This window comes from Bradymonas sediminis (assembly GCF_003258315.1).
Lineage (GTDB): Bacteria > Myxococcota_A > Bradymonadia > Bradymonadales > Bradymonadaceae > Bradymonas > Bradymonas sediminis.
The window spans coordinates 1498554-1512226 of sequence record NZ_CP030032.1 but is presented as its reverse complement, the minus strand read 5'-3'; the positions used below and the strand labels follow the sequence as shown (position 1 = coordinate 1512226).

Genomic DNA, 13673 nt, shown 5'->3' with positions numbered 1-13673 from the left:
CGGCGTTTGCGCTATCGCGCAAGGCGGGCCGGGAGGCCCGCGCTCCTTAATTCGTCGCGCTAAGCTAGGAGCGCGGGCGTCCCCGCCCGCACTGCAAGGCCGTCGCGCCAAGCATCTTTGCGCTTTCGCGCAAGGCGGGCCGGGAGGCCCGCGCTCCTTTACCCTACTCAATAACCGCCCCCATCCCAAAACCGCTCTTTTTGCTGCTCCCACCAACGCATAATCGACGGCCGAAAGCGCGCATGGTTATGAATACTCGAATATGGCCATTCGAAAGGGTCATCGACCAAGCCAGCCCGAACTGGATTCAGCCAAATATAGCATTGCATATGAAAGAGATGCCGCGCATCGCGGGCAAAGCGGTCAAAAAAGCCCGCCTGCCACAACGCCTCCCCATCCCCGTGAGTTCCCAAGCGCGTTTTGATCTGCTTCGACGTATAGGTCTTCCACGCTTTGACAAGGGTTGATAAGCCAACCGTGGGTCGCTCATAGGTAATATGAACGTGATTGGGCATAACGCACCAATCCAAGAGTCGATAGCGCGAGCCGTCATAGAATTCCCAAGCGTCGATAACGATTTGAGCGTTCTCAGGCTGTCGCAACACACACGCCCCGTACCCACCGTCAAGCAACGCTTCATAGCGCTCCCGACGCTCCGGGTCGCCTTGCGTTGTCTCATTGAGAAGACGCCGCACCACCGAATGAGGCAGCGAATCCGCCAGCCGATACGTCACCATTTGCGGCACGGAGTCACTATCAAAATGCGGCAAATACCCACGGCTATACCACCCTCGAAACACGTCGCCATCCATAGCTGTTTCCCCTGTCGAGTTCGTGAAGTGCGCACGTCTCCGCGCGCATAGCGGTGCATTACCCTAGCGACCCGTCTCAATTTAGGCGAGGATGCAAATAAGAATTTAAGGAGCACAAACGTCCCCGCCCGCACTGCAAGGCCGGCGCGCTAAGCATCTTTGCGCCTTCGCGCAAGGCGGGCCGGGAGGCCCGCGCTCCTTAATCCGTCGCGCTAAGCAAGGAGCGCGGGCGTCCCCGCCCGCACTGCAAGGCCGGCGCACTAAGTATCTTTGCGCCTTCGCGCAAGGCGGGCCGGGAGGCCCGCGCTCCTTAATCCGTCGCGCTAAGCTAGGAGCGCGGGCGTCCCCGCCCGCACTGCAAGGCCTTCGCGCAAGGCGGGCCGGGAGGCCCGCGCTCCTCTATCCGTCACGCCCCGCCACCCGCTGACTCCCCAGTCACAAAAAACCGCGTCTTGACAGTAATTTAGCTGGACCACTAGATCAGCGCTCCACTCCAATAAGTGGTGGAGTAGGTCCTATAATTTGCGCGGAGACGCCAACATGAGTGCAGCAGCCGAAGAGTCCCATAAACATAAGAAGCCAAAGAGGCCGACCGCCGCGTTTTACGACGTCGACGGCACGCTGATTTCGACCAATGTCGTGCACGCCTACGCGTATTACGCGATGAACTCGCCGATGATGAGCAAGAAGTTGAGCAAGACGGCGGGGCTTTTGGCGAGCTTGCCGGCGTATTGGCTGGCCGACAAATTCGACCGACGCCTCTTTAACGTGCATTTTTATAAGAATTACGCCGGGTTCTCCGAAGATCGTCTCGTCGTTCTGGGCGAAGAGATCTTTGAGAATGTCATTCGCCCCAATATCTTTGAGGGTGCGCGCTCGCTCGTGGCCAAGTCCAAGGAGCAGGGGCACCGGCAGGTGCTGATCACCGGGGCGATTGACGTCATCACCGCCCCGCTGGCGGACTTTTTGGGCGTGGATGACTTCGTGGCAAACCGCCTCGAGATGAAGGACGGCATCGCGACCGGGCGCCTGCTCAAGCCGGTGCTCGCCGGCGCGTCGAAGGCGCTGTGGGTGCGCCAATACGGCGAGAAACACGGGCTGGATTTGGACGGCTCCTTTGCCTATGCCGACAGCGGCTCCGACATCCCGCTGCTCTCGGTCGTCGGGCACCCCTGCGCGGTCAACCCGGACTTTCGCATGCGCACCAACGCGCGCGCCTACGATTGGCCGATCTTAAATCTAAAATAGTTTTTATCTGCGATACGATTTCAGTCGACCTGAGTTTCAGGTCGGCTTTTCCGCATCTTTTTCACCCGATTGAAGGCGCCCATACACGCGCGCATCCGTCGGAACACTGAATTATCCGAGTTCGATATTATGGCTGAGAATCCCAAAACCGTCGTCTATCTCACCGAAGATTCCGCCCCCCGCTATCTTCACTATGGCGAAGACTTCATCACCCATAAATTCCCGGCAGGCACCCGCGCGCTATACCCGAACCCGCCGATGAAGGAGATCAAGAACCGCGGGGCGGCGATTCGCTACGCGCTCAACCACCCCGAGGGCGGCGCCAAGCCGCTGTACGCGCAGCTTAAGCCGGGCATGAAGGTCGCCATCGCCATCGACGACATCAGCGTGCCGCTGCCGCCGATGAAGACCCCGGATATCCGCCAGGAGGTGCTCGAAATCGTCACCGAGATCCTGGAGGACCACGGCGTCGAGGACATCCAGATGTTCATGGCGCTGGCGCTGCACCGGCGCATGACGCCCGAGGAGATCAAGCGCTCGGTGGGCCCCAAGGTCTTCAACAAATATTACCCCGACCGCCTGGACAATATGGACGCCGAGGACACCGAGAATATGGTGCACCTGGGAAAGACCTCCCAGGGCGAGGACGTCCAGGTCTACCGCCCGGCGGCCGAGAGCGACCTGCTCATCTACGTCAACGTGAACTACGTGCCGATGAACGGCGGCTATAAATCGATCGGCACCGGCATGGCCGGCTACCAGTCGATCCAGCATCACCATAACCCCGAGACCATCGCCAAATCCGACTCCTATATGGACCCGGAGAACTCGGCGCTCTACGACAGCAACACCCGCATGGGCATGCTGGTCAACGAGCACCTGAACGTCTTCCATATCGAGACGGCGCTCAATAACCGGATGTACGACGAGAACCTCGACTTTTTGGCGCGCAACGAAGACAACTGGTCCAGCGCGGACCACCTGAAATTCAACACCTTCAAATGGGCGCTGAGCAAGGCGCCGCGCGCTGCCAAGCGCGCCCTCTTCCACAAGGTCCCCGCCCCCTACGGCCTGCTCGGCGTGTTCGCCGGCGAGACCGAAGCGGTGCACGAGAAGACCCTGGAGAAGTGCTGGCAGCAGCACCTGGTCGAGGTCGAGGGGCAATCCGACGTCGTCGTCTACGGCATCCCGTTTGAGAGCCCGTATAACGTCAACTCGATCCTCAACCCCCTGCTCGTCCGCATCATGGCGCTGGGGTATTTCCACAATATGTACCGCGGAAAACCGCTGGTCAAAAAGGGCGGCACGCTCATCGTGACCCATCCCTGCTACGACGAGTTCGACCCGGACCATCACCCCAGCTATATCGAATTCTTCAACCGTTGCCTGCCCGAGACCCGCGATTCGCACAAGCTCGCGCACAAATACGAGAAGGAATTCGCCAATAACCCCAGCTATATCGAGATGTTCCGAAACGGCAACGCCTACCACGGCGTGCACCCCTTCTATATGTGGTATTGGTGCGAGAACGGCCAAAATCACGTGGGACGTGTCATCGTCGTGGGCGCCGAGAACGAGCATGTGCCGGAGCGCCTGGGCTGGGAGCGCGCCGAGACGATGGACGAGGCGCTCGAGATGGCCCGCGACACGCACGGCCGGGATATGGATATCACGCTGGTTAACCACCCGCCCTTTGTGATCGCCGACGTAAAATAAGCAGTCGATAATTTTAGCGACACCCCAGAAGCACCCGCGAGAATTGCCTCGCGGGACAGACCCGAGCCCAGCGGCTCAACGCCAGGAAGACGTGATGTCAAACGAGCAAGATACCCAGCATGTGAATCACTCCATGTCCAACGGACAGATTCTCAACGGACAAGACCTCAACGGACAAGCCGCCGCGAGCATCGCGACGGCCCCGACCGACGTCGAGTGGTCGGTCTCCGAGACGCTCTCGGGGCGAAAGATCCTGCTCAGCGGCGTCACCGGCTTTCTGGGCAAGGCGTTCCTGTCGATGCTTTTGCGCTACCACCCGGATATCGACCAGGTCTATGTGCTGATCCGCGCGCGCAAGACCATGAGCGCCGAGGAGCGCTTCTTCCAGCAGGTCGTCAACAACTCGGTGATGGACCCGCTGCGCGAGATCTATGAAGACGGCTATATCGACTTCATGAGCGAGAAATGCACCCCGCTGGCCGGCGATATTACCGAGGAATTCCTGGGACTTGGCGAGCCCGTGGCGCGCGAGCTGTCGGCGAACCTCGACGTGTTCGTGAACTCGGCCGGGTTGACCAACTTCAACCCGAACCTGGAGAGCGCGCTGCGCATCAACACGTTGAGCCAATTCAATATGCTCAACTTCCTGGACCTCGGCGGGCGCAAAGCCTCCTATATGCACGTGTCGACCTGCTTTGTGGCGGGCAATCGAAGCGGCAAAATCCCCGAGATCATGCCCGGTCCGACCGTCTACCCGAATTATGACGAGTTGGAGGTCCCCTACGACCACGCCCGCGAGATCGAAGACTGCCGCTCGATGATCGAGCACGCCAAGCAATTGGCCAACGACCAGGAGCATCAGGTCGAGTTCGCCCACCAGGCCCGCGAGGTGTTGCGCAAGAAAAACATCGACCCGAACCACCCGGTTCAGCTCCAAAAAGAGGTCGAAAAGATCCGCGACCGCTGGCTGACCAAGCGCCTGTCGAACGAAGGCCGCCAGCGCGCGTCTTTCTGGGGCTGGCCCAATATCTATACCTATACCAAGTCGATGGGCGAGCGCGTTTTGGCGAGCGTCAAAGACGAGTATAACCTGACGATTTTCCGCCCCGCGATTATCGAGAGCGCCCTGGAATACCCGAGCGTGGGCTGGAACGAAGGCGTCAACACCAGCGCCCCGCTGGCCTTCTTGATGTCGAAGGGGCACCGCTATGTGCCGACTCAGCGCGGCATTAACCTCGACGTGATCCCGGTGGACTTCTGCGCTGGCTCGATGATCGCGGCCTGCGCCGCGCTGCTGCACAAACGCCAGGCCGACGTGTACCACTCCGGCTCGGGCCACCTGAACCCGGCCTCGGTTGAGCGCATCGTTGAGCTGACCAACCTGGGGCTTCGAAAGCTCAACGGCACCAAGAAAATGCCGGCCTGGAAGAAGCTCGCGCTCAACTCCATGGACAGCGTCCCGGTGGGCACCAAGCAGTTTAACCGCAGCTCCGCGCCGGGCATCAAGCGCGCGGTCGGCGGGATTCGCGGCCTGCTCAAAAAGGTCCCTACCAAGCACCTGGGCGGCCTGGGACAGACCATCAAGGCGGTCGACAAAGGCTTAAAGACCGCCGAGACCATGACCGGCCTGACCGAGATGGTCTTCGAGATGATGATCCCGTTCACCCACGATAACGCGTTTCATTTCCAGACCGAGAGCATCCCGAAGATGGTCGCCGGCCTGCCGGCCTCCGAGCAGCGTCGCTACGGCTCGCCGGTGGAAGACCTCGACTGGCGCCACTATTGGATGGATGTGCATATCCCGGGGCTCGCCAAGCACTCGTTCCCCGAGCTGGAAGACAAATTTAAGCCGCGCAAGACAAAGCATTATACCTACGACGACCTGCTGGAGCTCTTCGACTCGAGCACCGAGAATTTCGCCGGCCGGGTCGCGCTGCAACACCATGTCGGCGACGGCATCACCGAGCGCTATACCTACCGCGACCTGAAGCTGGGCGCTGAGCGCGCCGCGGCCTATCTCAAAGATTGTGGCATCGGCCAGCACGCGCCGGTGCTCATCGCCAGTGAGAACCGCCCGCAGTGGGGCATCAGTTATTTCGGCATCCTCAAGGCCGGCGGCGTCGCCGTGCCGGTGGACGCCGACTCGACCCCCGAGCAATTGGCGAACCTGCTGCAATCCTGCGGCGCCCAGGCCATTATCCTGAGCGAATCGGTGCGCGAGCGCGTGGCCGAAGAGCTCGTAGAGCTGCTGGCCGCGCAGAACTTCTCGACCCGCTTTATCGGCTTCGACGAACTCTTCGGCGCCCCGCTGCTCGAGCTTGCCGCGGACGGCGGCGAGCCGATGAACGCGCTGACCGCGCAGAATAGCGAGATCGCGCGCGCCGCAGCCGAGGGCCAGCCCCTGGCAAGCCTCATCTACACCTCGGGCACCACCGGCACGCCCAAGGGCGTGATGCTGACGCACCAGAACTTCACGAACCTGCTCTCGGGGCTCAACTCCACGTTTAGCATCGACGAGCGCGACGGCTTCTTGAGCGTTCTGCCGCTGCACCACACCTTCGAATTCGCCTGCGGGTTCTTGCTGCCCATCTCGCGCGGCGCGGCCATCACCTATATCGACGAGCTCAGCGGCGAGGAGATCAACTCCGCGCTGGCCGCCACGCCGGTCACCGCGCTTATCGGCGTGCCGGCGCTGTGGCAATTGCTGCACCGTCGCGTGCGCCAGCGCATCGACGACGCCCCCGACTCCGTCACCTGGGCGCTCGACTTTTTGCTCGACATCAACAAGACGCTGCGCGACCGCTTCAACGTCAATATCGGCACCGCCGCCTTCGGCGCGGTCCATAAGGCCTTCGGCGGACGCCTTCGCTATCTGATCTCGGGCGGCGCGGCGCTGCCCTCCGATGTCCTCGAGGCGTTCCACGGCATGGGCTTCAACCTCTACGAAGGCTACGGCCTCACCGAGGCCGCGCCGGTGCTCACGGTCAACGGCCCCCACGAAGGGCTCAACCCCGGCAGCGTCGGCAAGCCGATTCAGGGCATCGAAGTCAAGATCATCAATGAGAACGAAGCCGGCATCGGCGAAGTCGTGGCGCGCGCAAAGAGCGTCATGCGCGGGTATCTGGGACGCGAGGAAGAGACCGAACAAGCCCTGCAAGGCGGATGGCTGCACACCGGCGACCTGGGCAAACTCGACGAGCGTGGACGCCTCACCATCGTCGGCCGCGCCAAGGAAGTCATCGTCACCGCCGGGGGCAAAAACGTCTACCCCGACGAGCTCGAGGAGCTCTACGGCGGCTGTGACGATATCGAGGAGCTCTCGGTGGTGGGACTCCCCGACAGCAAGGGGAGCGAGCGCGTCGCCTGCCTGGTACGCCCGCATATCCCGACCGAGCTCGACGATGACGGAAACGAAGTCGAGCTTGAGATCGACGCCCATGAGCTCAGCCTCATTCAGGGCCGAATTCGCGAGCATATCCGAGTCCAGGGCTCGCGCATGCCGGCGGCCAATCGCATCTCGGTGCTCCGCTTCACCGACGAAGAATTGCCGCGCACCGCGACCCGCAAGATCAAGCGTCGCGACGTCATTGAGATTCTGAAGACGCTCAAAGATTCGGTCGCCGCGCAGCCCGAGGATAGCGCCACAACCGACGCGACCTCGCAGTGGAGCTGGCTGCACAGCCAGATCGCGCACCTGGCCGACGTCGACGCCGAAGATATCTACGAGGGCACGCATTTCGCCGACGAGTTGGGCTTCGACAGCCTGATGGTCGCCGAGCTCGCGAGCATCCTTGGTGAGCGCGACTTCGTGGTCTCACTGGAGAATCTGGCCGGGGTTGAAACCGTCCGAGACCTGCAAAACCTGCTGGCCTCGTCGGGTAAAATGGCCAGCGACGAGGACGCCAGCGAGCCGAAGAAGAGCGCGAAGACCGTCGAGGAATTCCCGGTGCCCCCGGCGCTCTCAACCATCGGAAAACAGGTCCTGCACCTCAGCCAGAAGAAGGCCTACGACGACTTCTTCAACGTCGATGTCTTCGGGCGCGCGAATTTGCCGCTGCATAACCCCAATATCATCGTGGTCGCCAACCACTCCAGCCACCTCGATATGGGCCTGATTAAATACGCCCTGGGTGAGTTCGGCCGCGATATTCGGGCCCTGGCGGCCGAGGATTATTTCTTCGATAACCCGGTGCGAAAGACCTATTTCAACAACTTCACCAACCTGATCCCGGTGGCTCGCTCCGGCAGCCTGGAGGGCTCGCTGGTCCACGCCGAAGAGGCGCTGACCCAGGGCGAGATGGTGCTGATCTTCCCCGAGGGCACCCGCTCGATGGACGGCAAGCTCAAGCCCTTCCGCAGCGGCATGGGCTACCTCGCGGCGACCAAATGCGTCGACATCCTGCCGATCTATCTGGCCGGCACGCACCGCGCGCTCCCCAAGGGAAGCACCTTGCCGTCGCTGGCGAGCCGCAAGCTCAAGGTCTATATCGGCCAGCCGATTTCGGCGCACCAGTTGCGCAAAGAAACCGCCGACATGTCGAACCTGGAGCGCTACGAATATATCAGCAAGAAGGCCCATGACGCGGTCGCCAAGATGCGCGACGCGGCCAATACCCGCCGCGGCGAAGACAGCGAGGACCTGGCCCCGCTCTTTAGTGAGCTGAGCGAGAAATTCGCGCCCAATCGCCTCACCGAAGAGGTCAGCTTCTATTTCAGCCTGGGCAACGCCGATAAGCTGAAATGGAATATCGTCGTGGACGCCGAGCGCTGCCATATCGGCCAGGGCAAACCCGCCGGCGGCAAGGCCGACTGCGTGATGAAGACCTCGCCGGACATCTTCAAGAAGATCGTCACCGAGAGCTATATCCCGTCGATGGACGAGTTTATGTCGGGCAAGGTGAAGACCAACGCGCCGCAATTGCTGGCTCAATTCCAGGCGGCCTTCGCCCTCTAATTTGCGCTCTTATATAAAGATAAAATCATGACCACTTTAGTCACCGGCGGCACCGGCTTCTTGGGCCGACACCTCGTCGATAAGCTTATCGAGCGCGGCGAAGACGTTCGCGTTCTGACACGCTCCTTTAACCCTGAGCTTGCCGAGATGGGCGTCGAGGTTATTGAGGGGAGCCTCAAAAACCTCGACGATATCGCGCGCGCCATCGACGGCGTCACCCAGGTGTACCACCTGGCCGGCAAGGTCGAGCGCGACCGCACCCGCGCCCACGAGATGTACGATATTCACGTCGAAGGCACGCGCCGGCTATTTCGCGCCCTCTCCGACCAGCTAAAGGCCGGCGGGCCCGCGCTCGAGAAGATCGTCTACGCCTCGAGCAGCGGCACGGTCGGCGTGGGTAAAACCGCCGACTTTATGGCCACCGACGACTCCCCGATGGCCGAGCGGCTGGTGGGCGACTGGCCGTATTATCTGTCGAAAATCTACGCCGAGCGGGTGTGCGCACATTTTATCAAGCACCACGACCTGCCGATCGTCTTGATGCGCCCCACCCTGCTGTTGGGCCCCGGCGACCATACGCAGAGCTCGACCGGCGATGTCGTGCAGTTTTTGCAAAAGAAGATCCCGGCGACCATGCCCGGGGGCATCTCTTTTGTCGACGTGCGCGACACCGCCGACGCGTTTATCTCGGCGATGGAACGCGGCACGCCTGGCCAGACCTATTTGCTCGGCGCCGCCAACCTGTCGCTGGGTGATTTCTTCAAACGCCTCGAGGACATCTCGGGCGTCTCGGCCCCCAAAATCCCGCTGCCCGGCAAGGCCGCGACCATGGGGGCGCGCTTCTTCGACCAGGCGCTCCGCGCTATCGGAAAGACCCCCGAGGTCGACCCAGCCAGCGTCGAGATGGCGCAGTATTTTTGGTATATCGACTCAAGCCGGGCCAAAGATGAGTTGGGGTTCAAACCGCGCCCGGGCAATGAGACCCTGCGCGACACGGTGCGCTGGATCCGCGCCAACGGCGTCGACAAGGACGCGTCCGGCCAAAAGAGCGCCAAGCGCCCCGCCCCGCCCGCCGAGTTCGTGCCGCGGGAGACCGTCGAGTTTGCCCGCAAACTCGCCGCGCAGCACAGCCCCCGCGAAGACTAATCCCCCGCGATTTTTGGTCGCCTATGACGCATTTGAGCCCATCCTGACCGCTGTCGGGATGGGCTCATATGCTAAATAACGCCGCCAATTTAGACGCCGCCGATAGATGATGAGTCTTAAAATTTCCCCTTCGTTGGCTCGACGTCGAATAGATAAAATGTACCCAATCCCCCCCACGAGATTTCGCCCCTTACCTTGATCTTCGAAGCAGTTTTCTCGTCTCGATGACTCAACGTTGCAGAAAAAAAAACTTTCCCCGTATAATGGCGCCTCAATTGTTTAATTTTATATCTTTACAAAGAGGTTACGCATGAATAAATTTGCATGGAGCTCTTTTGTGGTGGCGGCTGTCTTCGCACTGTCTCCGCTGACCAATGGCTACACGGACGACTCCTCGAGCGAGGACAGCCGCAGTGCAGAAGAAATCGAGCGCGATACCTCCGCCTATTCGGGCTATTTGACCTGGTCACGCATGCACGAGGACGTCGGAACGACCGTGTGGGACCTAGCAAATATGGAGGCGCGGGCGCATGTGGGGGTTAACGCCTATAACGAGTTGTCGGGCGAGGCCCGCCTGTCTCAAAACCGCAAGACTCTGGTCTACACCCTGCTCCTTGAGCAATATACTTCGTTCACAGGCCCCACGACGGTCATCGTCCAAGACATCGAAACCGGCGCCGAAAAGAGATATCCGTCCAAGATAGGCACCAACGGGTTTTCACGCATTAAAAAATCCCCAAGCATTAGCGCCGACGGCCGGCGCATTGCGCTTAGCCAGACCGACGCAGCCTACGAATCACGCCCGGGCACTGAGAGCCTCACTATCATGCCGTGGTCGATTCAGGTCTGGGATATTGAGTCGGACGAACTCATCGATGTCACCACTAATGATGAGGCATCGTTTGGGCCAGATGATATCGCGCCGTTTATCTCAGCGGATGGAACACGGGTACTCTTTCTCTCCTCGCGAGACACGCGGCTCTTGGACTTCTATATGGCCGATGTCAAGGAAAACGCGAGCGTCACGCGGGTGCGCGCTCAAGGCGAGGGATTCACGCCCGACTTACGTGGCCTCTACATAGAAAACCAGATCTCCGTTTCGGCCGATCTTAAATGGGTGCTCTTCCTCGCCGAGACCGACTACCCGGACAGCCTCACGGGCGTACGGTGGAATTGGACCCTGCTCAATACCGACACCGGCGACATCACGCACATCGATATTGTGGGCGCAGACGCCACCGACTTTACGCGTAAACAACTCGGCAATAGCGCCGGCGCGATCAGCGCCGACGGCTCAACGCTTGCATTCGCCTACAATTTTGGAACCCACGACGTTAGCGGGCAAAAGGTCGTGGTGAGTTCGCGCGAAACTCCGAGCGATCTCCGCGAGATTGATGTCACCGGCTACACGGCTCAAACAGGCTTTGGTATTGCGCTGTCCTCCGACGGCTCGAATATCGCGTACACCCGCGAGAATAACCAGCTGTGGATACGCAAAACGGACGGAACAAACCCCAAACTGGTGTCAACTCGGTGGGATGACTACCCGGTATCTGTAGAGAAGTGGCGCGGAATCTTCCTCTCGTTCACGGATTAAAACACGAAAGCCCCTCATATCCGCAGGTTATGAGGGGCGATTGGGCGAGGCCACCCCAGCCGAGGCCCACGCGCAAAAGCCAAATGCCCGCACAACCAAAGGTTGTGCGGGCATTTGTGTTATGCAGGGCCTCAGACCTCAGACGATAGTTCAGCCGAGGAACTGAGCGAAGACGTCGTCGCCGGGATAATACGCGACCTCGTCGAGCTCCTCTTCGATGCGGAGCAGCTCGTTATATTTCGCGACTCTGTCCGAGCGCGACAGGCTGCCGGTCTTGATTTGACCCGCGCCGGTCGCGACCGCCAGGCTCGCGATGAAGGTGTCCGAGGTCTCGCCGGAGCGGTGGCTGATGACGCTGGTGAAGCCGGCGCGCGTCGCCATATCGATGGCCTCCAGGGTCTCGGTGAGCGTACCGATCTGGTTGACCTTGATGAGAATCGAGTTCGCGATGCCCTCTTCGATGCCGCGGGCGAGGCGGTCGGTGTTGGTGACGAAGAGGTCGTCGCCGACGAGCTGGACGCTGTCGCCCATCGCGTCGGTCAGCGCCTGCCAACCGTCCCAATCGTTCTCGTCAAAGCCGTCCTCGATGCTGATGATCGGGTATTGCTCGACCAGCTCGACATAGAACGCCACGAGCTCCTCGGAGCTCATCTTGCGCCCCTCGCCGGCCAGGTCATACACGCCTGCTTTGGCGTCATAGAACTCGCTGGCGGCGCAATCGAGCGCCAGACGGACGTCTTCGCCGGGGTTATAACCCGCAGCCTCGATGGCCTCGACGATGAGGTCGAGCGCCTCTTTATTGCTGCCGAGGTTCGGCGCGAAGCCGCCCTCGTCACCCACCGACGTGCTCAAACCGCGACCTTTCAGGACGGCCTTAAGCGCGTGGAAGACCTCGGCGCCGCATTGCACGGCTTCGGCGAAGGTCTCGGCGCCGACCGGCACGATCATAAACTCCTGGATGTCGACGTTATTGTCGGCGTGCGAGCCGCCGTTGATGATATTCATCATCGGCACCGGAAGCGTCGTGCTATTGAGGCCGCCGATATAGCGATATAGCGGCATGCCGAGCGAGCTCGCGGCTGCGCGGGCGCAGGCCATGCTCACGGCGAGGATGGCGTTGGCGCCCAGCTCGCTCTTATTCGGGGTGCCGTCGAGCTCGTTCATCAGCCCGTCGATCAGCACCTGGTTATAGGCGTTCTCGCCCTCAAGCTCCGGAAAGATGCGGTCATGGATATTGGCGACCGCCTGGCGAACGCCTTTGCCGCCGTAACGCTCTTCGCCGTCACGCAACTCGACCGCCTCGTGCTCGCCGGTCGACGCGCCGCTTGGCACCGCCGCGCGGCCCATCGACCCATCTTCCAAATAGACGTCGCATTCAACCGTCGGATTCCCGCGGCTATCCAAAATTTCACGCGCGACGATATCAACGATAAATCCTGCCGCGCCTTGCCCGTTATGTGCACCCATTTATAGCTCCTCGATCAAAAAAAGTGGAATCAATACTAGCCACCCCATTGACACAACATTCTCGCACGTTCGTCAACCGCGCTTTGTCTGCAAGGCAACGCGCGGGACGCAAACGCTCAACGGGGCGTCGCTACGGCTCACTCCGGCTCGGAGTCTTCCCGATGACGGACGGTCCAAAATGGTAAATTGAAAAACGCCGACGAGGGCGGTCGCGCGTGCAGACCGAGACACCCGTTTTCGGGGTCAATAACCGCGGCGACCTGATAGGGGACATTAAAGAGGCTCAGGTGAACGCGCGCGATCTCGGGCAGCAACTTCCCCTCGGAGCCCGGCGCGCCCACGAATAACCCCACCACATGCTCAAGCGGCTGACGAGCCGCGTTGAAGTCCCCAATGAGCTCATCCATCTCGGGCTTTAACTCCCGGTAGAGCGCGTCGAGCTCCGCGAGCTGCTGGAAACTCGAGAAGCCGGTGACCTCCATAAAGGGTCCCGTCTTATCGACCGCGAACGCGCCGAGCAAAAGCGCAAACGACGGCTCATCCCGGTAGGTGGCCGCGAAGATCAACTCATCGAGCACGTCCTCGTAGAAGAATACCCGCACGTCCTCGCTGGTCATCTCGCCAAACGCGCGGGTCTCAAGGCCGGCGACCTCAGTCGGGGCGTCACGGAAAATCGAGCTGGCCAGCTTCTCGCCGGCGAGCTTCACGAGTTCTTCACGGTTCATAACGGGTT

At 60.8% G+C, this 13673-nt stretch carries 8 protein-coding genes and 1 pseudogene; 6 read left to right on the top strand and 3 right to left on the bottom strand.

The window, feature by feature from the left end; genetic code table 11:
- Positions 1-167: 167 nt before the first annotated feature.
- Entirely contained in the window at positions 168-812 is a 645-nt protein-coding gene (locus DN745_RS05615; protein ID WP_204355094.1) for an REP-associated tyrosine transposase, read from the bottom strand.
- Between the two features lie 540 nt (positions 813-1352).
- On the opposite strand from DN745_RS05615, the gene DN745_RS05610 reads away from it, so the two are divergent.
- The 6 genes and pseudogenes from DN745_RS05610 to DN745_RS05590 all read left to right on the top strand — a co-directional run bounded on the left by DN745_RS05610 (position 1353) and on the right by DN745_RS05590 (position 11473).
- Positions 1353-2060 (top strand): HAD family hydrolase, encoded by a 708-nt coding sequence (locus DN745_RS05610; protein ID WP_111332876.1) that lies wholly within the window; start codon positions 1353-1355, stop codon positions 2058-2060.
- Between the two features lie 129 nt (positions 2061-2189).
- Positions 2190-3776, top strand: coding sequence for an NPN-dependent hydroxyacid isomerase, LarAH14/15/16 family (gene larAH, locus DN745_RS05605; protein WP_111332875.1), 1587 nt, complete (start codon positions 2190-2192; stop codon positions 3774-3776).
- Positions 3777-3870: 94 nt separating this feature from the next.
- Positions 3871-5034 (top strand): annotated as a pseudogene (locus tag DN745_RS20195) (SDR family oxidoreductase); the annotation flags it as partial.
- 528 nt (positions 5035-5562) lie between these two features.
- On the top strand, positions 5563-8730 hold the full coding sequence (locus DN745_RS05600; protein ID WP_420836584.1) for an AMP-binding protein: 3168 nt from the start codon (positions 5563-5565) through the stop codon (positions 8728-8730).
- Positions 8731-8757: 27 nt separating this feature from the next.
- Positions 8758-9876, top strand: coding sequence for an NAD-dependent epimerase/dehydratase family protein (locus DN745_RS05595; RefSeq protein WP_111332872.1), 1119 nt, complete (start codon positions 8758-8760; stop codon positions 9874-9876).
- A 337-nt stretch (positions 9877-10213) separates the two neighbouring features.
- Positions 10214-11473 (top strand): TolB-like translocation protein, encoded by a 1260-nt coding sequence (locus DN745_RS05590; RefSeq protein WP_162687483.1) that lies wholly within the window; start codon positions 10214-10216, stop codon positions 11471-11473.
- A gap of 150 nt (positions 11474-11623) precedes the next feature.
- Here the strand turns inward: DN745_RS05590 and eno are convergent, their stop codons facing one another.
- Both eno and DN745_RS05580 read right to left on the bottom strand, forming a co-directional pair.
- The gene (gene eno, locus DN745_RS05585) at positions 11624-12940 is read right to left on the bottom strand and encodes a phosphopyruvate hydratase (protein WP_111332869.1); all 1317 of its coding nucleotides are present in this window, start codon (positions 12938-12940) and stop codon (positions 11624-11626) included.
- 137 nt (positions 12941-13077) lie between these two features.
- Positions 13078-13665 (bottom strand): hypothetical protein, encoded by a 588-nt coding sequence (locus DN745_RS05580; RefSeq protein WP_111332867.1) that lies wholly within the window; start codon positions 13663-13665, stop codon positions 13078-13080.
- Positions 13666-13673 lie beyond the last annotated feature (8 nt).